Below are 20,447 nucleotides of genomic sequence, written 5' to 3' on the forward strand. Positions count from 1 at the left end.
CCGCTAGCATGACGGTTCGCCTGTACCCGGAGTCGTCATGCCCAGCGCCCTGCACAACCTGACCCTCGCCAATGGCCTGCAGGTCACCCTGCGCCATGCACCGCAGCTAAAACGCTGCGCGGCGGCTGTGCGGGTAGCGGCCGGCAGCCATGACGCGCCACCGGCGTGGCCGGGGCTGGCACACTTTCTCGAGCATCTGTTCTTCCTCGGCAATCAACGCTTCGCCCTGGACGACGGCCTGATGCGCTATGTGCAGCACCACGGCGGGCAGGTCAACGCCAGCACCCGTGAACGCAGCACCGAGTTCTTTTTCGAAGTACCGCCCGCGGCTTTTGCCGGGGGGCTTGAGCGACTGTGCCAGATGCTCGCACAGCCGCAGTTCGACCTTGAGCGGCAAGTGCGCGAACGGGAAGTGATCCATGCCGAGTTCATTGCCTGGTCGCGCAATCCACAAGCGCAGCACCAGTTTGCCTTGCTTCAGGCTGCGGGCAGCGAACATCCGCTGAGCGCGTTCCAGGCTGGCAACCGCTACAGCCTGCAGGTTCAAAATCCGGCGTTCCAGGCGGCGTTGCGCGGCTTTCACCAGCGCTTCTACCAGGCCGGGCAAATCACCTTGAGCCTGAGCGGGCCACAAAGCCTCGACGAACTGCAGGCGTTGGCAAATCGCTTCGGCCAGGTGTTCAGTCGCGGGGCAAAAGTGCAGCAATCGCTACCACCGAGCTTCTATAGCCGGGCTGCGCTGTTGATGCACAACGAACGGCAACTGGATGTGCTGTACCCGTGCGAGCAACTCCCCTCAGGTTTTGAGCAGGCAGTCGATTTTCTCGCTACCTGGCTGAGCGACATCCGGCCCGGCGGCTTGCCGGCGACCTTGCGCGCGCGGGGCTGGCTGGCGCACTTCGCGTTTTCCTCGCTGTACAGCTTTGCCGACCAGACGCTGCTGCATGCGGGCTTCAAGCTCAACGACACGGCTGATACCACGCAGGTCCAGGCGCTGTTGACTGACTGGCTGGCGTTCTTCCGCACGGCGGACCTGAGCAGCATCAATCAGGAATACGCCCGCTTGCAGCGTTGTCGCGAACTTGCCGCCAGCGCGCTGGAGCTGGCACGCCGGGACAGCACCGGGCAACGCTTCGAAGCGCTGGACGCGCAAGGCTTGGCTGCGCTTGAACAGTTGCTCGAAACAATGCTCGCCGGCCAGGTTAAAACGCCTACCCACGCCTGGCAGTTGCCCGCTGCAAATCCGTTGCTGAGCGTGAAGGCGCAGACCCTCTCGGTCAGCACCGTTCCCGAAGGCCTGACTATCTCTCCCCTGCTACCGCCGTCGCACGAGCATGGTGTGGTCTACCTGCGCTGGCAGCTCACCTCAGCCTTGCGTGGGCGCCTGTGGCAGGTACTTGATCGGGCGCTGCAGGCCCTGAGTGAACAGGCTGCGCAGGCTGGGGTGCAAGTGCAATTGAGCGCCTGCGACAAATACTGGCAGTTGCGCTGCGCCGGCAATGGCACCGTGGTGGGCGCAGTGATTGAACAGGCATTGGCCATCCTGCGGCAGCCGACCAGCCAGAGCTGGACACCTGGCGCTGCCGAGCAGCCCGATACCATGCCGATCCGCGCGCTGCTCAGGCAGTTGCCGGAGCAACTACTAGGCCGCCGCGTCGACGAGCCCTTGCCGGCCTGCATAATCAGCCAGAGCGATCTGGATGCGTTGTGGGAGCATTCAACCTGGACTGGACTTTCGACCGGCTTCAGTGCCAGCCAGCAATCGCTGCTGAACCAGGCCCTAAGCGCAATGCCAGGATGCGCAGGCAAGCATCTGCCGACCACAATCGAACCTGTGCGGCGCTGGCAAACGCTACCGCCAGCGGCCAGTGAACAGGCCTTGCTGCTGTTCTGCCCGATCGAGGACCAAGCCGCAGGCCGGCTGTTTGCCCAGCAGCTACAAGGGCCTTTCTATCAGCGCCTGCGGGTCGAACTGAACCTGGGCTACGCGGTATTCAGCGCCTTCCGACAGATCGAGGGCTGCAACGGCCTGCTGCTTGGCGTGCAGTCGCCATCGGCCAGCCATACCGAGATCATCGGGCACATCCAGGCATTGCTCGATAACCTGCCCGCCACACTGAGCTGCAACCCTGCAGATAAACAGGCCCTCGCCGCCCAGTTCGACGAAGCGGCGATGACCAACAACGAGGTGGCCGAATGGGCCTGGCAGGCGCATCTGGCCGGCCATCGCCAGCCGCAGTTGAGCGATCTGCAAGCGGCGATCCTGGCGGTCGAAACGCCCCAACTGCAGCACCTGGCCCGCCAGGTAAGCCAGGCCGAACACGGCTGGCTGTGCCTGGCCAACGGCCCGGTGCCCAGCGAAAACTGGCACTGATGCAGGCGATTCTTACCGTCCCGGTAACGGCGTTTATCTTAGATTTAACCATTCGGTTCGTATTTTTTTAGTAAGATAGCGCAATCTTGGCTATGGAACCCCTCACCTGGAGGGTGGACTAAATAAGTAGCTGACAACCCCCAGACCTATCCGGAAGGAGTAATCCCATGTGGACCAAACCTGCTTACACTGACCTGCGTATCGGCTTTGAAGTGACCATGTATTTCGCAAGCCGCTGAACCTGCTTGCGGTACAACGCCTCGGCCCGCCGGGGCGTTTTTATTTCAGGACGCGGCAGGAGTGGCCATGTACATCCAGATTCTAGGTTCCGCCGCCGGTGGCGGTTTTCCCCAGTGGAACTGCAACTGCGCCAACTGCAAAGGCTTTCGCGACGGCAGCCTGCGCGCCACGGCGCGCACCCAGTCATCGATTGCCCTGTCTGACGACGGCATCCACTGGGTGCTGTGCAACGCCTCGCCGGACATCCGCGCACAGCTGCAAAGCTTTGCCCCGATGCAGCCGGCCCGCGCCCTGCGCGACACCGGCATCAATGCCATCGTCCTGCTCGACAGCCAGATCGACCACACCACCGGCCTGCTCAGCCTGCGCGAAGGCTGCCCGCACCAGGTCTGGTGCACCGACATGGTCCATCAGGACCTGAGCACTGGTTTCCCGCTGTTCACCATGCTCAGCCACTGGAACGGCGGCTTGCAATGGCAGCGCATCGAGCTCGAAGGCAGCTTCGTCATCGATGCCTGCCCGAACCTGCGCTTCACCCCCTTCCCGCTGCGTAGCGCCGCACCGCCCTACTCACCGCACCGCTTCGACCCACACCCGGGTGACAACCTCGGGCTGATGGTCGAAGACCTGCGCACCGGCGGCAAGCTGTTCTACGCCCCGGGCCTGGGCCAAGTCGACGGCAAATTGTTGCAGATGATGAGCGACGCCGACTGCCTGCTGGTCGACGGCACCCTCTGGGAGGATGATGAAATGCAGCGCCGCGGTGTCGGCACCCGCACCGGCCGCGAGATGGGCCACCTGGCGCAAAACGGCCCGGGCGGCATGCTCGAGGTGCTGGAAGGCTTCCCGCGCCAGCGCAAGGTGCTTATCCACATCAACAACACCAACCCGATTCTCGATGAGGATTCGGCCGAACGCGCCGAATGCGTACGCCGCGGCGTCGAAGTGGCCTTCGACGGCATGAGCATCACCCTCTAGGAGCCGACATGAGCGACGCCAAACCGCTGTCCCCCGCCGAATTCGAACAGGCCCTGCGCGCCAAGGGCGCCTATTACCACATTCATCACCCCTACCATGTGGCGATGTATGAAGGCCGCGCGAGCCGCGAGCAGATCCAGGGCTGGGTGGCCAACCGTTTCTATTACCAGGTCAACATCCCGATGAAGGACGCCGCGATCCTGGCCAACTGCCCGGACCGCGAAATCCGCCGCGAGTGGATTCAGCGCCTGCTCGACCATGACGGCGCCCCTGGCGAAGACGGCGGCATCGAAGCCTGGCTGCGCCTGGGCCAGGCGGTTGGTCTCGACCCGGACCAGCTGCGTTCCCAGGAGCTGGTGCTGCCTGGCGTGCGTTTTGCCGTGGATGCCTACGTCAACTTCGCCCGCCGCGCCAGTTGGCAAGAGGCGGCCAGCAGTTCGCTGACCGAGCTGTTCGCCCCGCAGATCCATCAGTCGCGGCTCGACAGCTGGCCGCAGCACTACCCATGGATCGACCCGGCCGGCTACGAGTACTTCCGCACTCGCCTGGGCCAGGCCCGGCGTGACGTCGAGCATGGGCTGGCAATTACCCTGCAGCACTACACTACAGTTGAAGGCCAGCAGCGCATGCTGGAGATCCTGCAGTTCAAGCTGGACATCCTCTGGAGCATGCTCGATGCCATGAGCATGGCTTACGAACTGAACCGCCCGCCCTATCACAGTGTCACCAGCGAAAGGGTCTGGCACAAAGGAATCGCCCTATGAGTTTTAATCGCGCGCAAGTTCCGGCCTGGCGCCCGGGCTATCGCTTCCAGTACGAGCCGGCGCAAAAGGGCCATGTGCTGTTGTATCCGGAAGGGATGATCAAGCTCAACGACAGCGCTGCGCTGATCGGCGGGCTGATCGACGGCCAGCGCGATGTCGCTGCGATCATCGCCGAGCTGGACAAGCAGTTCCCTGGCGTACCTGAACTTGGTGACGACATCGAGCAGTTCATGGAGGTGGCCCGTGCCGAACACTGGATCAGCCTTGCCTGAATTGCCGGCAAAACCTGACGTCGGCCTGCCGCTGTGGCTGCTCGCCGAGCTGACCTACCGTTGCCCGCTGCAGTGCCCGTACTGCTCCAACCCCCTGGACTTCGCCGCCCAGGGCCAGGAGCTGAGCACCGCGCAGTGGTTCAAGGTGATGGCCGAAGCGCGGGAGATGGGCGCCGCGCAACTGGGCTTTTCCGGCGGTGAGCCGCTGGTGCGCCAGGACCTGGCCGAACTGATCGGCGAGGGCCGGCGCCTGGGTTACTACACCAACCTGATCACCTCCGGCATCGGCCTCACCGAGCAGAAGATCGCCGCCTTCAAAGAGGCCGGGCTGGACCATATCCAGATCAGCTTCCAGGCCAGCGACGAGCAAGTGAACAACCTGCTGGCCGGCTCGAAGAAGGCCTTCGCGCAAAAGCTGGAAATGGCCCGCGCGGTAAAAGCCCATGGCTACCCGATGGTGCTGAACTTCGTCACCCATCGGCACAATATCGACAAGATCGACCGCATCATCGAGCTGTGCGTGGCCCTGGAAGCCGACTTCGTTGAACTGGCCACTTGTCAGTTCTATGGCTGGGCGCACCTGAACCGCGTCGGCCTGCTGCCGACCCGCGCCCAGCTCGAACGCGCCGAGCGCATCACCAACGAGTACCGGGCCAAACTGCAAGCCGCCGGCAACCCGTGCAAGCTGATCTTCGTCACCCCGGACTATTACGAAGAGCGCCCCAAGGCCTGCATGAACGGCTGGGGCAGCGTGTTCCTCACCGTCACCCCGGACGGCACTGCCCTGCCCTGCCATGGCGCCCGGCAGTTACCGGTGCAGTTTCCCAATGTGCGCGACCACAGCATGCAGCACATCTGGTACGACTCGTTCGGGTTCAATCGCTTTCGCGGTTATGACTGGATGCCCGAGCCGTGCCGCTCCTGCGACGAAAAGGAGAAAGACTTCGGCGGCTGCCGCTGCCAGGCCTTCATGCTCACCGGCGACGCCAGCAATGCCGACCCGGTTTGCGCCAAGTCGGCCGAGCACGGCATCATCCTCAAGGCGCGTGAAGACGCCGAGCATGCCCATCAGACCATCGACGAGCTGACCTTCCGTAATGAGCGAAACTCCCGTGTCATTGTCCGCGGCTGAGCGCTTCAGCGCCGAACAGGCGGTCGCCGCCGGTACCGACTTTGCCGAGCTGCGGGTTGCCGCCCAAGGCCTGTTCTGGAACGAGTTTCGCCCCAGCGACGGCGCCTGCCGGATCTGGCACTGGCGCGATGGCCAGGCCCGCTGCCTGACACCCAATGGCTTCAGCGTGCGCAGCCGGGTGTATGAATACGGTGGCGGCAGCTTCTGCCTGAGCGACGATGGCCTGGTGTTCGTCAACGAGGCCGACCAGCAGCTCTATTGCCAGGACCTTGACGGCGGGTTGCCGCAACCACTGACCGAGGGTCTGAAACGTTACGGCGACCTGCGCTGGGCCAATGGCCAGGTACTGGCAGTGGAAGAAAGCCATGGCCCGGGGGCGGTGGAGCATCGCCTGGTGGCCATCGCCAAGGGCAGCCGTGAAGTACTGGCCGAAGGCGCCGACTTCTACGCCGCGCCCACCCTCAGCGCCGATGGCTCGCGCCTGGCCTGGATAGAATGGAGCCGCCCCGAGCAACCATGGACCGCAACCCGGTTGCTGTGTTGCCAGCGCCAGGCCAATGGCCGCTGGAGCACACCGCGCTGTATCGCTGGTGAACAAGGCCCGCAACAGTCCCTGCAGCAACCACATTTTGATGCCGGCGGCCGCTTGTATTGCCTGTCCGACCGCAACGGTTATTGGCAACCCTGGGGCGAAACCGTCGCAGGCTGGAGCGCATTGCCGGCCGCCGCTGCCGACCACGCCGGCGCGCCCTGGCAACTGGGCGCCAGCACCTGGCTGGCGCTGGATCAGCAACACTACCTGGCCAGCTGGTTCGAAAACGGCTTCAGTCGTTTAGGCATCTGTCATGCCGACGGTTCGGTAGAAGACTACAGCGCGAACTACAACCGCTTCCGCTGCCTAGACCTCGACGAGCAGCACATCTATGCCATTGCCGCGTCGGCCATCAGCCCACCTGCGGTTATCGCCATCAACCGCCAGAGTCATCAGGTGCAGGTGTTGGCAGGCGGTGCCTTGCCGCTGCCGGCCGAACGCATCAGCCGCCCGCAGGCCCTGCGCTACCCCAGTGGCGATGGTTTCGCTCATGGTTTCTTCTACCCGGCCATGAACGGTGAGGCGCAGCCGCCACTGCTGGTGTTCATCCATGGCGGGCCGACCTCGGCCTGCTACCCGGTGCTCGACGCGCGCATCCAGTACTGGGCCCAGCGTGGCTTTGCCGTGGCCGACCTCAATTACCGAGGCAGCAGCAGTTATGGCCGCGACTATCGCCAGGCCCTGCACCTGCGCTGGGGCGAGATTGACGTCGAAGATGCCTGCGCCGTGGTCAGGCACCTGGCCGAACGCAAGCTGATCGACCCGCAACGCGCGTTCATCCGTGGCGGCAGCGCTGGCGGCTACACCACCCTCTGTGCCCTGGCGTTCCATGATGTATTCCGCGCCGGTGCCAGCCTCTACGGCGTCAGCGACCCCCAGGCGCTGGCCCGCGCCACGCACAAATTCGAAGGCGATTACCTGGACTGGCTGATCGGCGACCCGGTAGTCGACGCCGAACGTTACCAGCAGCGCACGCCGTTGCTGCACGCCGCCAACATCAAGGTGCCGGTGATCTTCTTCCAGGGTGAGCTGGATGCCGTGGTGGTGCCGGAACAGACCCGTTCGATGCTGGATGCATTGAAAGCCAACGGCATTCGCGCCGAAGGGCATTTCTACCCATCGGAGCGTCACGGTTTTCGTACCGCGAGCAACCTGGCGCATGCGCTGGAAGAGGAATGGAAGTTCTATCGGCGGGTGCTGGAGGGCAGTTAGATCGCTATCGCGACCCGACTTGACCCGCGATTGGCCTCACCGCTTAGCGATGATATACACCGCATGCACGATGCCCGGAATGTACCCCAGCAACGTCAGCAGGATGTTCAGCCAGAAGGCGCCGCCGAAGCCGACCTGCAGGAACACACCCAGCGGCGGCAGGAGAATGGCGATGATGATGCGAATAAAATCCATTGGGCAGCTCCCTTCAAAGATGTACTAGAACTGACTCTAGCGCGGCACCAGGGTTCCACTCGTTGGCAGCAGACAAAAAAACGCCCCAAGCCAAAAACAACAGGCCCGGGGCGATGCGCAGGAACGCGAGACGGTTCGGAAAATTCGTTAACGCGATGTATTGATCAGGCCGTGGCCTCGCGTCGCTGGTTCTGCTGCGCGGCATGCACGCGGGCAAAGGCCCGGGCCAGGCGCAACAGCATTTCGTCGATGTTGCCCTTGCTCACCGTCAGTGCCGGCGAAAAGCGCAACACGTCGGCTTGCGGGGCATTGAGCAGCAGGCCTTCGTGCAAGGCAGCCTGGACCAGCTCGCCCGCATTGTCTTCGCTCAGTTGCAGCGCCCAGAGCAGCCCCTGGCCACGCACCTCGACCTGGCCATAGCGGCCGGCCAACCGGCTCAGGCCATCGCGCAGGTGCCGCCCGGAATCTTGCACATGCTCGAAGAAGCCCGCCTCCAGCACGGTCTGCAATACCGCCAGGCCTGCCGCAGTCATCAGTGCATTGCCATGGTGACTGCCTTCCAGCTCGCCGGGCGCGGCGCAGCAGGCGCTGCCACGGGCCAGCAGGGCCGCCAAGGGCACGCCGCCACCCAGGCCCTTGCCGAGGGTGAGAATATCGGCACGCACGCCGTACAGCTGTTCGGCGAGCATCGCCCCGCAGCGGCCGACGCCGGTCTGCACTTCATCGAGAATCAGCAGGATGCCCAGCTCGCGGCACAGCCGCTCGACGCCCTGCAGGTACGCCTGGGTCGCCGGAATCACCCCGGCTTCGCCCTGGATCGGTTCGAGCATGATCGCCACGGTGCGCGAGTCGACCGCCGCGTGCAGCGCTTCAAGGTCGTTGAACGGCACCTTGCTGAAGCCCGGCAACCCCGGCTCGCAGCGATTGCACGGCGACGGGTCGGAAGCCGACAGCGCGCCCAGGCTGCGGCCATGGCAGCTCTGGCTGGCGGTGATGATGTGGAAGGCGCCGTTGCGATGCAGCTGGCCCCATTTGCGCGCCAGCTTGATCGCCCCTTCACAGGCTTCGGCGCCGCTGTTGAGCAGATAGGCCTGATCGCTGCCGGTGCTTTCGCACAGTTGGTTGACCAGATTCAACAGGCCGCGGTTATGAAAACCGGCACCCGGATTGATCAGCGCCTGGGCCTGGCTGCCCAAGGCTTTGACCAGCACGTTGGGGCTGTGGCCGAGGCTGTTGACTGCACAGCCCTGGGTGAAGTCCAGGTAAGCGTGGCCTTCACTGTCCCATAACCACGAACCCTGGCCGCGAACGAACACCTGGGGCGCTCGCGCTACCGCCGGCATCAGGCATTCCCGCGACAGATCTTCTACCGGTTGCGCAGTGATCTTGCGCTCGGCCACGGCCGGAGCCGGGCGGCGCAGGTTGAACAGGTTCATGCGCGCAGCCCCTCGAGCGGCAGACCAAGCAAACGCGCGCTCCAGTCTTCGACCTGACCGGTGCGCATGCGCTTGATGGCGATATCGCGCCAGCGAGACGAGAGGGCCGGACAATCCACCAGCTTTTTCAAACCTGCATGCTCCAGAGGTTCACGGTAAAAAGTGCGTAGCGCCCAGGCCACGGTCAGGCCCGGATAACTGCGTTGAATCAGTTCAAAAGGCTCGTCGGCGCTGACGAAACCAGGCCTGAGCACCCGGTAGAACCAGCCACAGCGGCCACTGTCCTGGGCCTGTTGCGGCAGGTTCGGCAAACCCCAGCGATGGCTCAGGCGATAGCACGGTGAACGCGGCTGGCTGATCTGCAGCAGCGCCCCGCCCCAGCGGAACATGTCGCCCAGGCAGACCTGATGTTCATCCAGGCCGTGGGTCGAGAGGTTTTCGCCAAAACCCGGGGCGCGCCAGTCGATCTGTGGATAACGTTGCCGCCACCAGGCGTAATGCTCGGCCGGGTAGTGGTGCAAGGCCCGTTCGGGGCCGGTATGGAAGCGTGGGTCGCCGTGTTCGTCGTTACCCAACCCTTGCGGCCATAACCACAAGCGTCTTGCAACCTCCTGCTTATCGATATCAGTCAACAAGCCATGCCCGAGGTTTTTTGCCTTGCCTATGTAAACGCCATCCACATACACGGTATTCATCGCGCCTTCTGGCCCTGTAAACCTTGTGAATACGGGATAGACTAGGCTTCTTGGCGGCTAACGGCCATTTGGTTTTTCGAGCATTTTTGATAAGTATTACTTATGGATTTTCGCCAACTGCGTTATTTCGTCGCGGTGTATGAAGAGGGCCACGTCGGCCGGGCCGCCGAGCGCCTGTCGCTGTCGCAACCGGCGCTGTCACAGCAGATCCGCCAGCTTGAACAGAACCTCGATGTCAGCCTGTTCGAGCGCGGCAACAAGCGCCTGCTGCCGACCCTCGCCGCGCACACCTTGTACAACCACGCCCTGCCCTTGCTCGATGGCCTGCAGCGGGCCCGTGAGGCCCTGCGCAATTTCAAGGGCCAGTCGTTGCGCACCTTGGCCATCGGCGTGCTGCAAACCGTGCGGCCAAGCCTGGTGCCGCAACTGCTAGACCGGGTGCGCAAGGCGCAGCCGCATCTGGTGGTGCAGATCTATGAGCTGTCGGGGCTGGAGATCGAGCGGCGCCTGCTCAATGGCAGCCTGGACATCGGCATCAGCTACCTGCCGCCGCGCCAGCCCGGCCTGCATGGGCTGTTACTGTACGAAGACGAGCTGCAACTGGTCATCCCCAACACCCACCCCTTGCGCGAATTCAAGAAGGTATCGCTCAAGCAGGCCGCCGAATTGCCGATGCTGCTGCTCGGCGAAGAATTTCAGGTGCGGCAGATCTGGCAGTCGCAACTGGCCAACCTCGGCCGGCGCCCGCAAGTGCAGGCGGAAATGAACAACATGGGCGGGATTCTCGACAGCCTCGCGCACACCTCGCTGGCAACGGTACTGCCCGGGCGCGCCAAGGAAGTGGTCGAAGATGACCAGGACTTGCTGTGGAAGCCATTGAGCGAACCACGGGTGCCGCTGAAGATCGGCCTGGTGTTTCGCGATGCGCAGCGCCAGCAAGCCTCGGTGGAGTTGCTGCGCAACCTGCTGGAAGAAGAAGCCGACCCGCGCCAGATCGGCGTGTCGCCGCTGGATGTACTGGGCTGAGGTCAAATCGCAGGCAAAAGAAAACCCCGCCGAAGCGGGGCTTTGCAGACTGTTTCCCTGACATCCTTTTCGCCCCGCCATCCTGGCAGGAATCCTTCGTGTCCGTGTTCTGTACTTTGCGCTTCCTGCGCTACGTCCATGTGAGAAGATTAACTGTGGATCCAATCTTCCGATAGAGGCGAAAAGTCACCACGTCATGTAAGAGAATGCTTACAAACAACTATTACGCTTAAAACTGCGCCGCATCCAGCAGGTACAGCGACTCGCTACCGGCTTTGACCGAAGCGCTCAGCGAGTGAATCCGCGGCAGCAGACGGGCGAAATAGAAGCGTGCGGTGCCCAGCTTGCTGGCGTAGAAATCGTCCTCGCCTTGCTTGGCCAGGGCGGTACGGGCCATCAACGCCCACATGTAGGCATAAGCGGTATAGCCAAACGCCTGCAGGTATTCAACAGACGCCGCGCCGATTTCATTCGGGTTGCTCTTGGCCCGGTCGAGCACCCAGGCGGTCAGGTCGTCGAGGTTGTCGAGGGCGGCATTCAGCGGTTTGACGAACTCGCCCAGCTCGCTGCCAGCACTGGCGGTGAAGTGGCGGATCTCGTCGGCGAACAACTTGTACAGCGCGCCGCCGCTACCAACCACCTTGCGCCCCATCAGGTCGAGGGCCTGGATGCCGTTGGTGCCTTCGTAGATCTGGGTGATGCGCACATCGCGCACCAGTTGCTCCTGGCCCCATTCACGAATGTAACCGTGGCCACCGAACACTTGCTGGCCATGCACCGCCGACTCCAGGCCGAGGTCGGTGAGAAATGCCTTGGCCACCGGCGTCAGCAAGGCCACCAGGTCTTCACCGCGCTTGCGGGTCTGGGCGTCTTCGCTGAACTTGGCGGTATCGAGCTGCATCGCCACATAGGTGGAGAACGCACGCCCCCCTTCGTTGAGGGCCTTCATGGTCAGCAGCATGCGCCGCACATCAGGGTGGACGATGATCGGGTCGGCGACCTTGTCCTTGGCTTGCGGGCCGGTTGGCGAGCGGCTCTGCAGGCGGTCGCGGGCATATTCGATGGCGTTCTGGTAGGAGCGCTCGGCCGAGGCCAGGCCCTGGATACCAACGCCCAGGCGCTCGTAGTTCATCATGGTGAACATCGCCGCCAGGCCCTTGTTCGGCTCGCCGACCAGGTAACCGACCGCTTCATCGAAGTTCATCACACAGGTGGCCGAGGCCTGGATGCCCATCTTGTGCTCGATCGAGCCGCAAGTGGCCGGGTTGCGCGCGCCCAGGCTGCCATCGGCATTGACCAGGACCTTCGGTACCAGGAACAGGGAAATGCCCTTCGGCCCGGCAGGGGCGTCCGGCAACTTGGCCAGCACCAGGTGGATGATGTTCTCGGTGAGGTCGTGCTCGCCACCGGTGATGAAGATCTTCGTGCCGCTGACCTTGTAGCTGCCGTCCGCCTGAGGCTCGGCCTTGGTGCGGATGATGCCCAGGTCGGTGCCGGCGTGCGGCTCGGTCAGGCACATGGAGCCGGCCCAGATACCGGCGTACATGTTCGGCAGGTACTTTTCCTTGAGCTCTTCACTGGCGTGGGCGTTGATCGACAGGCAGGCACCGGCAGTCAGCATCGGGTACAGGCCGAACGCCAGGCTGGACGAGTTGACCATCTCCTCGACCTGGGCCGAGATCACCTTGGGCATGCCCATGCCGCCGTAGGCCGGGTCGCCACCGACGCCCACCCAGCCGCCTTCGGCGTAGGTCTGGTAGGCCTCGATGAAACCGGCCGGGGTGCTCACCGCACCGTTGTCCCAGTGGCAGCCTTCTTCATCGGCGCTGCGGCTCAGCGGCGCGATGCTCTTGCTGGTGACCTTGCCGGCTTCTTCGAGCACCGCCAGCGCGGTTTCTTCGTCGACCACTTCGGCCAGGCCCGGCAACTGCGCCCAAAGCCTGGACACCTCGAAGACTTCATTGAGGACGAAGCGCATATCGCGCAGGGGCGCTTTATAGTCAGCCATGGCTACCTCTCACACTAGAGTCGGGGACGGCCCGCAGGCCGCATCACTGTTATGCAAGCAGTGTAACCGAACAACTTTTGTGACACATAGGGTCATCTGGCGACTGTATAGTCTATTTCGGTCACGCCATGCGTACGGCACCACGCTTGGCCTGTACACCGTAGGCGACGACACAGTTACGCCCGGCACCTTTGGCGCTGTACAAGGCCTGGTCGGCGGACTTGAGCACTTCGTCGGGTGAGCGATGATCGGCCAGACGCTCGCTGACGCCGATACTGATGGTCACCGAAACGCTTGAGGCCGCCGACGCACCGCGGCGCTGGCGCCCTTGCTGGTCGTCCTGGGGGCGGCTGTCCTGATTGCGCAACTGGATGTTGTAGTTGGCGATCACCTCGCGCACGGCCTCAAGGTGCGGCATGCACTCCTCGATGCTCTTGCCGGCGAACACCACGGCGAATTCCTCACCGCCATAGCGATAGGCCCGACCACCGCCGGTAACTTTGGACAGCTTGCTGGCCACCAGGCGCAAAACCTGGTCACCGACGTCGTGGCCATGGGTGTCGTTGAATTTCTTGAAGTGGTCGACGTCGGTCATCGCCAGCACATAGTTGCGCCCCAGGCGCTGCATGCGTTCGTTGAGCGCGCGGCGGCCGGGCAAGCCGGTCAGCTCATCGCGGAAGGCCATCTGATAAGCCTCGTGGGACACCGCTGCGGCAATCATCAGCATCACCTGGCTGCACATGATGTTCAGGGTGAACGGCAGGATGAAAGTCTTGGGCAGCATCCAGAAGATACCGATCAGGCCGATCAACTGCGCGGCATGCAACGGCCGTGGCTGGCGCAGGTACTGCACCACCAGCAGGATGAAGGCGCAGAAGAACACCGGGTAGGCCAGCTGGATCAGGCTCATCCACTGGCCGTGCAGCGATGGCCAGCGGATCTCCGCCAACCAGCTCAGCAGTGCCTGCGGGAAACTCTGCTCCAGGCCCAGGGCGACGCTGCCCACGGCCAGCAGTACGGCGAAGCGCGCGACCATGTCCTGGAACAGGTGGGTACGCTCCTGCCAGGCGCCATACAGGGCAAACATCAGCGGCAACAGCAGGCAAACCAGGTGGAACACCACCGCTGCGTCTTCGCGCACGCGACCGTTGTCGCGGTAGAAGTCGGTCTGGGTGTCGAGGAGAAAGTAGGCGATGTACACCGTGAGCATCAGAAACAGTTCGCGCTGACGACGGTACACGGCGCAATAGGCGCCGCCGAGCAACAAGACCAGAGTAGGCAGGACATTGAACAGTGAGGTGAAAAAGACGCTGAGGTCTCTCACATAAGCGGCCGCGAGCCCCGACACCAGCAAACAGACTGATGGCAGGAAGTGGCTCAGGCGTACAGCGGATAAACGAAACAAGGGTAATCTCCGACCCGGCAGATCAATAATGGCATTGTGCCTTAATGTATCGGCAGCGCACATGAATAGATGAATGCGCTTGATCGGGATGGCTGGATGGGGTGGGTGGGAGCGGGCTTGCCCCGCGATGCGATGTGGCTGACAGAAAGCTATCGCGGGGCAAGCCCGCTCCCACAGGAAGCAAAAGCAAAAAAAAAACGCCTGCCGGTGAGGGCAGGCGTTTTTCCTTACAGCCTTTGAATCAGTACGAGAGACCGAAGTGCTCTTCGTTCATGTCCATCAGGTTGTTGGCGCCCGACAGCATGGTTGCGACATGGGTGCGGGTACGCGGCAGGATGCGCTGGAAGTAGAAACGCGCGGTCTGCAGCTTGGCGGTGTAGAAGGCTTCTTCAGTGGTGCCGGCAGCCAGCTTCTCGGCAGCCAGGCGCGCCATGTCGGCCCAGAAGTAGGCAAGGCAGGCGTAACCGGAGTACATCAGGTAGTCCACCGAAGCGGCGCCGACTTCTTCGCGGTCTTTCATTGCAGCCATACCGACCTTCATGGTCAACTCGCCCCACTCTTTGTTCAGCTGGGCCAGCGGTGCGACGAACTCGCTGATCGCTTCGTTGCCTTCGTTGCCCTGGCAGAACTTGTGCACGATCTTGGTGAAGCCCTTGAGCGCTTCGCCCTGGGTCATCAGTACTTTACGGCCGAGCAGGTCCAGCGCCTGGATGCCGGTGGTGCCTTCGTACAGCATCGAGATGCGGCTGTCGCGAACGTTCTGCTCCATGCCCCACTCGGCGATGAAGCCGTGGCCGCCGTAGATCTGTACGCCGTGGTTGGCTGCTTCGAAGCCGACTTCAGTCATGAACGCCTTGGCGATCGGCGTCATGAAGGCCAGCAGTGCGTCGGCTTTCTTCTTCTCTTCTTCGTCCTGGCTGTACTTGACGATGTCCACCTGCTTGGCGGTGAAGTAGACCATGGCGCGGTTGCCTTCGGCGAACGCCTTCATGGTCAGCAGCATGCGACGTACGTCCGGGTGGACGATGATCGGGTCAGCGGCTTTGTCCGGCGCTTTCGGGCCAGTCAGCGAGCGCATTTGCAGGCGGTCGCGAGCGTATTTCAGGCCGCCCTGGAACGCCACTTCAGCGTGGGCCAGGCCTTGCAGCGCTGTACCCAGGCGAGCAGTGTTCATGAAGGTGAACATGCAGTTCAGGCCTTTGTTGGCCGGGCCGATCAGGTAGCCGGTAGCGGCGTCGAAGTTCATCACGCAGGTGGCGTTGCCGTGGATGCCCATCTTGTGTTCGATCGAGCCACAGGAAACGGCATTGCGCTCACCGACAGTGCCTTCGGCGGTCGGCAGGAACTTCGGCACGATGAACAGCGAAATGCCTTTGGTGCCAGCCGGTGCATCGGGCAGGCGGGCCAGGACGATGTGGACGATGTTGTCGGCCATGTCGTGCTCACCGGCCGAGATGAAGATCTTGGTGCCGGTAACTTTGTAGGAACCATCAGCCTGAGGTTCGGCCTTGGTGCGCAGCATGCCCAGGTCGGTACCGCAGTGTGGCTCGGTCAGGCACATGGTGCCGGTCCATTCGCCGGATACCAGCTTGGTCAGGTAGGTCTCCTGCTGCTCGGCGGTGCCGTGCTCGGAGATGGTGTTCATCGCGCCGTGGGACAGGCCAGGGTACATGCCCCACGACCAGTTCGACTCGCCAACCATTTCGCTGACCGCCAGGCCCAGCGACTCAGGCAGGCCCTGACCGCCGTGCTCGACGTCATGGGCCAGGCTCGGCCAGCCACCTTCGACGAACTGCTTGTAGGCTTCCTTGAAGCCGGATGGGGTTTTTACGCCCGACTCGCTCCAGGTGCAGCCTTCAAGGTCACCGACACGGTTCAGCGGGGCCAGTACCTGTTCACAAAACTTGGCGCCTTCCTCGAGGATGGCGTCAACCATGTCCGGGGTGGCGTCCTGGCAAGCCGGCAGGCTCTGATAATGCGCTTCGTAGCCGAGCAGCTCGTCACGAACGAAGCGAATATCACGCAAGGGGGCTTTGTAATCAGGCATAGCGATGAACCTCTGCTGATGAATCCTGGATAGGGAGACCGCGATATACCGACCAGCTCTAGGCGGCTTTCGGTCAAACAGTTGTTTGAAACATACGTTTACGCCGAAAACTTGTCAAGCATCAAGCAGAGGGCAGTTCGGCCATGCCACACTGCGCGATTGCCCTGGCAAAATACCCCGCAAACGCGCAGCCGAGCGCCGGCCTGCAAGGCCAAGGCGCTGATACATAAAGACTAGTTGAAGGCGCGCAGAGGGCGAGCCGCAGGGGTCAGGCGTAGGTATCGATCAGGGTGCCGAGCATTTCGTCCGATGCTTTGGCCACTTTGACACCAAGTTCGACCTGGTGCTTGCCCAGCGCCATCTCGACGCTACTGGTGGCCAGGTCCATCTGCTGGCTGCGATCGACCGCACGCAGGCGCTCGGCCTGATAGTCGCTGGACTGGCTGGTGGCGGCACGCTCGACGGTGGTGTTGGCGATCTGGCTGGCGGCCTGATCGACGCGATTCTGCCCGGCCTGAATGGCGCCGAGCCCTGCGTAGTAGACTGAGTTGCCCGAGATTTCCATGTCGAAACTCCATGACGCTGAAGGCGAACAGCCTCTATTGAAGCAGACTTGCCAACAAAAGGCCCGTTGAAAACACTAATGGCACTGTGCCTTACGATAGACGAGCATCAGTCCAACAGGTCCAGTTGCAAGTGCGCGGCCACCGCTTCAGCGCTGACCTGCTTGAGCTTCGGCACCCGCCCGAGGCACGGCGCCGGTAAACGTTCGGCGAGGCTGGCGAGGTTTTCCTCCAGGCGCGAGGTGCGCGGGTCGACAATGTTGGCCACCCAGCCAGCCAGTTGCAGGCCGTCGCGGGCAATGGCTTCAGCCGTCAGCAAGGCGTGGTTGATGCAGCCCAGACGTACGCCGACCACAAGGATCACCGGCAGCTTCAGGGCCACGGCCAGGTCCGACAGATTGGCCTGGTCGGACAGCGGCACGCGCCAGCCGCCAGCACCTTCGATCAGGGTGAAATCAGCGCCTTGGGCCAGCACCTCGCGCATCGGCGTCAACAAGGCCTGCACGCTCAGGGCGATACCGGCCTCACGCGCCGCCAGGTGCGGGGCAATGGCCGGCGCGAAGGCGAACGGGTTGACCTGCTCGTAGGGCAGCTTGAGCGAACTTTCGGCGATCAGCGCCATGGCATCGGCGTTGCGCAGGCCCTTGCTGCTGGCCTCGCAACCGGACGCCACCGGCTTGGCACCGAGGGTGCTCAGGCCAGCCAGGTGCGCGGCGTGCAGCAGGCCGGCGGCGATGGCGGTCTTGCCGACGTCGGTGTCGGTCCCTGCAATGAAATAGGCCGGGTTCATCTCAATCCCCTTCTACCGGCGGCTTTTGCAGTACACCGTAGACCACCTGGTAGGTCGCCGGTAGTCCTTGCGGCTGGCGGAAGCGCTCATAGGCCTGCAATAGCCCTTGCATACGCGCCCGACCGGTCAGCCCTGCCGGGCGCCCGGGGTTGAGGTTGTGGGCGCCGAGAGCCTTGAGTTCGTGAGTCAGGCTGCGCACATCGGGGTAGTGCAGTACGTGCGGGCGAGCCTCCAGGCTCAGCACCTGCAAGGCACTTTCGCCGCACAGGCGTTGATAGTCCTCCAGGCGCCGGAAGCGATTGACGTGCACCAGGCCGTCGACCGCCTGCCAGCTTTCACGCAGTTCATGCAGGGTGCCGACGCAGAGGCTGGCGAACGCCAGTACACCGCCGGGCTGCAGTACCCGCCGGGCTTCGCTGAGCACGGCACGAAAATCGCCGCACCATTGCACCGCCAGGCTGGTGAAAATCAACTCGATACTGGCGTCGCGCAGCGGCAAGCGCTCGGCATCGCCAGCTACATAATGATGCGCCCCGCCCTGCTCGCGGGCGTGCTCGAGCATGCCTTCGGCGATGTCCACGGCGATACCGGCGGCTTGGGGAAAACGGCTGTTCAGGGCGCGACTGAAGTAGCCGGTGCCACTGCCCAGGTCCAGCCAGCGTTGCGGTTCAAGTGCACCCGGCAACTGCTCAAGCAGCGCAGTACCTACCGCGCGCTGCAGTTCGGCGACGCTGTCGTAGCTGGCGGCGGCGCGGGAGAACGACGCAGCAACCTGACGTTTATCGGGCAAGGCGCCGGGCAGGCCCGGCAGGGAAAGATCAGTCATCGCCACTCTCATGTACAAAGGCCTTGATTGCTGCCGCCAACTCATGAGGTGTTTCCATCACAAAACCATGAGCACTGTCTTCCAGCAGCCCGACTTCCACGTCGGGCAGAATCTCCAGCAACTCGCCGGCGACCTCCGCCGGCACCAGCTCGTCACGCCCGGCAAACAGGTGCAACTGCGGACCGCCATAAGCTTGCACAGCCTTCCGGGTATCGAGCTGGCCGAGCACCTGCAACCCCGCCACCAGTTCCTCGGGGGCCGGCGCGGGCATGCAGGCGCTGAGCAACCGGGCCAGGCTGCGCGGCTCTTGCGCGCCCTGGCTGCACAGCGAAACAAAGCGCTTGAGGGTGACCTGGGTGTGATAACGGCAGCCCTCGAGGAAGGTCTGGAAGGTATCCACCGCCATACCGTGCGGCCAGCCTGGGCGCGAAACAAAACTGAGGTTGCTGCCCAGGGTGATCAAGCCATGGCAGTCATCGCCTCGGCGAGCAGCGAGCTCTGCGGCGAGCATGCCGCCCAGCGACCAGCCACCCAGCCAGGCATGGCGTGGCAGTTGCCGGTCGAGCTTGTCGAGCCAGTCTTCGGGGTTGCTCGACACCAGGCTGGGCAAGGCCTGGATCTCGACCCGCAAACCGGGGTCGATGGCTCGTAGGGTCGCCACTAGCGGTTGCAAGGCGGAGCTGCCCAGGCCCCAGCCCGGCAACAGGATCAGATGGTTACGCATCAGCAGGCTCCAGCAGCGGATAACAGTCAGCCAATGCATTCAACAATAGCTGCACCTGCGCCGCGCTGTGCGCCGCACTCAGGGTCACGCGCAGCCGCGCACTGCCGGTAGGCACCGTGGGTGGGCGGATCGCGGTCACCAGCAAGCCGCGCTCGCGCAGCAGCTGCGACAGGCGCAAAGCGCGCGCGCTGTCGCCGATCAGGATCGGCTGGATTGGCGTGAAGCTGTCCATCAACTGCAGGCCAATCTGCTCGGCGCCGCGGCGAAACTGCTGGATCAACGCCGCCAGGTGCTCACGTCGCCAGTGTTCGCTGCGCAGCAGTTCCAGGCTGCGCAGGGTGGCGCAGGCCAGCGCCGGTGGCTGGCTGGTGGTATAGATGTAGGGCCGGGCGAACTGGATAAGGCATTCGATCAGCTCTTCGCTGCCCGCCACGAAAGCACCTGCGGTACCGCAAGCCTTGCCCAGCGTACCGATCAGCACCGGCACCTGCGCCAGTGTCAGGCCGAAATGCTCGACGATGCCGCCGCCGTTGCGTCCCAAGGTACCCAGACCATGGGCGTCGTCGACCATCAGCCAGGCGTCGCGGGCATTGGCCGCTGCAGCCAGGGCGGGTAGATCGGCCAGGTCGCCGTCCATGCTGAACACCCCGTCAGTCACCACCAGGGTGTTGCCGACGGCCTTGTCCAGGCGGCTGGCCAGGCTCTGGGCATCGTTGTGCAGGTAGCGGTTGAAGCGCGCGCCGCTGAGCAGCCCGGCATCGAGCAGCGAGGCGTGATTGAGGCGGTCTTGCAGCACCGTATCGCCCTGCCCGACCAACGCGGTCAGAGCACCGAGGTTGGCCATGTAGCCGGTGGTAAACAGCAGTGCCCGCGGCCGCCCGGTAAGTTCGGCCAGGGCTTCTTCGACCGCGTGATGCGGGCTGCTATGGCCGATCACCAAGTGCGAAGCGCCGCCGCCGACACCCCAGCGCTCGGCACCGGCGCGCCAGGCGGCGATTACTTCCGGGTGATTGGCCAGGCCCAGGTAGTCGTTGCTGCAGAACGCCAGCAACGGCTGGCCGTCGACCACCACTTCAGGGCCCTGCGGGCTTTGCAGCAGCGGGCGCTGACGGTACAGGTCAGCCGCGCGGCGTTGCTCGAGCCGCGCGCGAAGATCAAAAGCCATGCG

At 63.4% G+C, this 20,447-nt stretch carries 19 protein-coding genes; 8 read left to right on the forward strand and 11 right to left on the reverse strand.

The window, feature by feature from the left end; all coding sequences use genetic code 11:
• The first annotated feature begins 37 nt into the window (after positions 1 to 37).
• The 7 genes from pqqF (at position 38) to LOY54_RS25120 (ending at position 7,564) form a co-directional block, all read left to right on the forward strand.
• The gene (gene pqqF, locus LOY54_RS25090) at positions 38 to 2,374 is read left to right on the forward strand and encodes a pyrroloquinoline quinone biosynthesis protein PqqF (protein ID WP_258608335.1); all 2,337 of its coding nucleotides are present in this window, start codon (positions 38 to 40) and stop codon (positions 2,372 to 2,374) included.
• A 167-nt stretch (positions 2,375 to 2,541) separates the two neighbouring features.
• The gene (gene pqqA / locus LOY54_RS25095; protein WP_008365141.1) at positions 2,542 to 2,613 is read left to right on the forward strand and encodes a pyrroloquinoline quinone precursor peptide PqqA; all 72 of its coding nucleotides are present in this window, start codon (positions 2,542 to 2,544) and stop codon (positions 2,611 to 2,613) included.
• Between the two features lie 67 nt (positions 2,614 to 2,680).
• Positions 2,681 to 3,592 carry a pyrroloquinoline quinone biosynthesis protein PqqB gene (pqqB, locus tag LOY54_RS25100; RefSeq protein WP_045199237.1) on the forward strand — a complete coding sequence of 304 codons (912 nt, stop codon included), beginning with the start codon at positions 2,681 to 2,683 and terminating at the stop codon, positions 3,590 to 3,592.
• An 8-nt stretch (positions 3,593 to 3,600) separates the two neighbouring features.
• A complete protein-coding gene (gene pqqC, locus LOY54_RS25105) occupies positions 3,601 to 4,356 on the forward strand; it encodes a pyrroloquinoline-quinone synthase PqqC (protein WP_038998413.1) in 756 nt (251 codons plus the stop codon).
• Positions 4,353 to 4,628, forward strand: coding sequence for a pyrroloquinoline quinone biosynthesis peptide chaperone PqqD (pqqD, locus tag LOY54_RS25110; RefSeq protein WP_045199234.1), 276 nt, complete (start codon positions 4,353 to 4,355; stop codon positions 4,626 to 4,628). Before pqqC ends, pqqD begins: the two co-directional genes overlap by 4 nt.
• Entirely contained in the window at positions 4,600 to 5,760 is a 1,161-nt protein-coding gene (gene pqqE, locus LOY54_RS25115) for a pyrroloquinoline quinone biosynthesis protein PqqE (RefSeq protein ID WP_258595143.1), read from the forward strand. Before pqqD ends, pqqE begins: the two co-directional genes overlap by 29 nt.
• On the forward strand, positions 5,726 to 7,564 hold the full coding sequence (locus tag LOY54_RS25120; protein WP_258608337.1) for a S9 family peptidase: 1,839 nt from the start codon (positions 5,726 to 5,728) through the stop codon (positions 7,562 to 7,564). Before pqqE ends, LOY54_RS25120 begins: the two co-directional genes overlap by 35 nt.
• Before the next feature lie 36 nt (positions 7,565 to 7,600).
• Here LOY54_RS25120 and LOY54_RS25125 read toward each other — a convergent pair whose 3' ends face one another.
• From LOY54_RS25125 to LOY54_RS25135, 3 genes are all read right to left on the reverse strand, one after another.
• Positions 7,601 to 7,759 (reverse strand): YqaE/Pmp3 family membrane protein, encoded by a 159-nt coding sequence (locus LOY54_RS25125; protein WP_003177654.1) that lies wholly within the window; start codon positions 7,757 to 7,759, stop codon positions 7,601 to 7,603.
• Between the two features lie 164 nt (positions 7,760 to 7,923).
• Positions 7,924 to 9,195 (reverse strand): aspartate aminotransferase family protein, encoded by a 1,272-nt coding sequence (locus LOY54_RS25130; protein WP_258608339.1) that lies wholly within the window; start codon positions 9,193 to 9,195, stop codon positions 7,924 to 7,926.
• Positions 9,192 to 9,890 (reverse strand): MOSC domain-containing protein, encoded by a 699-nt coding sequence (locus tag LOY54_RS25135; RefSeq protein WP_093378892.1) that lies wholly within the window; start codon positions 9,888 to 9,890, stop codon positions 9,192 to 9,194. Before LOY54_RS25135 ends, LOY54_RS25130 begins: the two co-directional genes overlap by 4 nt.
• Before the next feature lie 102 nt (positions 9,891 to 9,992).
• On the opposite strand from LOY54_RS25135, the gene LOY54_RS25140 reads away from it, so the two are divergent.
• Positions 9,993 to 10,916, forward strand: a complete 924-nt coding sequence (locus LOY54_RS25140) for a LysR family transcriptional regulator (protein ID WP_045199221.1) — start codon at positions 9,993 to 9,995, stop codon at positions 10,914 to 10,916.
• 229 nt (positions 10,917 to 11,145) lie between these two features.
• Here LOY54_RS25140 and LOY54_RS25145 read toward each other — a convergent pair whose 3' ends face one another.
• The 8 genes from LOY54_RS25145 to bioF all read right to left on the reverse strand — a co-directional run bounded on the left by LOY54_RS25145 (position 11,146) and on the right by bioF (position 20,444).
• Entirely contained in the window at positions 11,146 to 12,924 is a 1,779-nt protein-coding gene (locus tag LOY54_RS25145; protein WP_045199219.1) for an acyl-CoA dehydrogenase C-terminal domain-containing protein, read from the reverse strand.
• A 121-nt stretch (positions 12,925 to 13,045) separates the two neighbouring features.
• Positions 13,046 to 14,329: a diguanylate cyclase gene (locus LOY54_RS25150; protein WP_045199217.1), complete on the reverse strand. Its 1,284-nt coding sequence runs from the start codon at positions 14,327 to 14,329 to the stop codon at positions 13,046 to 13,048.
• Between the two features lie 241 nt (positions 14,330 to 14,570).
• On the reverse strand, positions 14,571 to 16,376 hold the full coding sequence (locus LOY54_RS25155) for a phenylacyl-CoA dehydrogenase (protein WP_010221411.1): 1,806 nt from the start codon (positions 16,374 to 16,376) through the stop codon (positions 14,571 to 14,573).
• A gap of 268 nt (positions 16,377 to 16,644) precedes the next feature.
• Positions 16,645 to 16,941, reverse strand: a complete 297-nt coding sequence (locus LOY54_RS25160; RefSeq protein WP_045199215.1) for a hypothetical protein — start codon at positions 16,939 to 16,941, stop codon at positions 16,645 to 16,647.
• A 107-nt stretch (positions 16,942 to 17,048) separates the two neighbouring features.
• The gene (bioD, locus tag LOY54_RS25165; protein ID WP_258608342.1) at positions 17,049 to 17,729 is read right to left on the reverse strand and encodes a dethiobiotin synthase; all 681 of its coding nucleotides are present in this window, start codon (positions 17,727 to 17,729) and stop codon (positions 17,049 to 17,051) included.
• Between the two features lies 1 nt (position 17,730).
• Positions 17,731 to 18,555: a malonyl-ACP O-methyltransferase BioC gene (bioC, locus tag LOY54_RS25170; protein WP_258608345.1), complete on the reverse strand. Its 825-nt coding sequence runs from the start codon at positions 18,553 to 18,555 to the stop codon at positions 17,731 to 17,733.
• Positions 18,548 to 19,279 (reverse strand): alpha/beta fold hydrolase, encoded by a 732-nt coding sequence (locus tag LOY54_RS25175; protein ID WP_258608347.1) that lies wholly within the window; start codon positions 19,277 to 19,279, stop codon positions 18,548 to 18,550. The genes bioC and LOY54_RS25175 overlap by 8 nt, the downstream gene beginning before the upstream one ends.
• Positions 19,272 to 20,444 carry an 8-amino-7-oxononanoate synthase gene (bioF, locus tag LOY54_RS25180; protein WP_093378874.1) on the reverse strand — a complete coding sequence of 391 codons (1,173 nt, stop codon included), beginning with the start codon at positions 20,442 to 20,444 and terminating at the stop codon, positions 19,272 to 19,274. The genes LOY54_RS25175 and bioF overlap by 8 nt, the downstream gene beginning before the upstream one ends.
• Positions 20,445 to 20,447 lie beyond the last annotated feature (3 nt).

This window comes from Pseudomonas sp. B21-032 (assembly GCF_024748965.1).
In the GTDB taxonomy this organism is placed as follows: Bacteria; Pseudomonadota; Gammaproteobacteria; order Pseudomonadales; family Pseudomonadaceae; genus Aquipseudomonas.

Coding starts and splice junctions, on each gene's coding strand:
- pqqF (WP_258608335.1), top strand. CDS start 38: ATGCCCAGCGCCCTGCACAACCTGACCCTCGCCAATGGCCTGCAGGTC.
- pqqB (WP_045199237.1), top strand. CDS start 2,681: ATGTACATCCAGATTCTAGGTTCCGCCGCCGGTGGCGGTTTTCCCCAG.
- pqqC (WP_038998413.1), top strand. CDS start 3,601: ATGAGCGACGCCAAACCGCTGTCCCCCGCCGAATTCGAACAGGCCCTG.
- pqqD (WP_045199234.1), top strand. CDS start 4,353: ATGAGTTTTAATCGCGCGCAAGTTCCGGCCTGGCGCCCGGGCTATCGC.
- LOY54_RS25120 (WP_258608337.1), top strand. CDS start 5,726: ATGAGCGAAACTCCCGTGTCATTGTCCGCGGCTGAGCGCTTCAGCGCC.
- LOY54_RS25125 (WP_003177654.1), bottom strand. CDS start 7,759: ATGGATTTTATTCGCATCATCATCGCCATTCTCCTGCCGCCGCTGGGT.
- LOY54_RS25130 (WP_258608339.1), bottom strand. CDS start 9,195: ATGAACCTGTTCAACCTGCGCCGCCCGGCTCCGGCCGTGGCCGAGCGC.
- LOY54_RS25135 (WP_093378892.1), bottom strand. CDS start 9,890: ATGAATACCGTGTATGTGGATGGCGTTTACATAGGCAAGGCAAAAAAC.
- LOY54_RS25140 (WP_045199221.1), top strand. CDS start 9,993: ATGGATTTTCGCCAACTGCGTTATTTCGTCGCGGTGTATGAAGAGGGC.
- LOY54_RS25145 (WP_045199219.1), bottom strand. CDS start 12,924: ATGGCTGACTATAAAGCGCCCCTGCGCGATATGCGCTTCGTCCTCAAT.
- LOY54_RS25155 (WP_010221411.1), bottom strand. CDS start 16,376: ATGCCTGATTACAAAGCCCCCTTGCGTGATATTCGCTTCGTTCGTGAC.
- LOY54_RS25160 (WP_045199215.1), bottom strand. CDS start 16,941: ATGGAAATCTCGGGCAACTCAGTCTACTACGCAGGGCTCGGCGCCATT.
- bioD (WP_258608342.1), bottom strand. CDS start 17,729: ATGAACCCGGCCTATTTCATTGCAGGGACCGACACCGACGTCGGCAAG.
- bioC (WP_258608345.1), bottom strand. CDS start 18,555: ATGACTGATCTTTCCCTGCCGGGCCTGCCCGGCGCCTTGCCCGATAAA.
- LOY54_RS25175 (WP_258608347.1), bottom strand. CDS start 19,279: ATGCGTAACCATCTGATCCTGTTGCCGGGCTGGGGCCTGGGCAGCTCC.
- bioF (WP_093378874.1), bottom strand. CDS start 20,444: ATGGCTTTTGATCTTCGCGCGCGGCTCGAGCAACGCCGCGCGGCTGAC.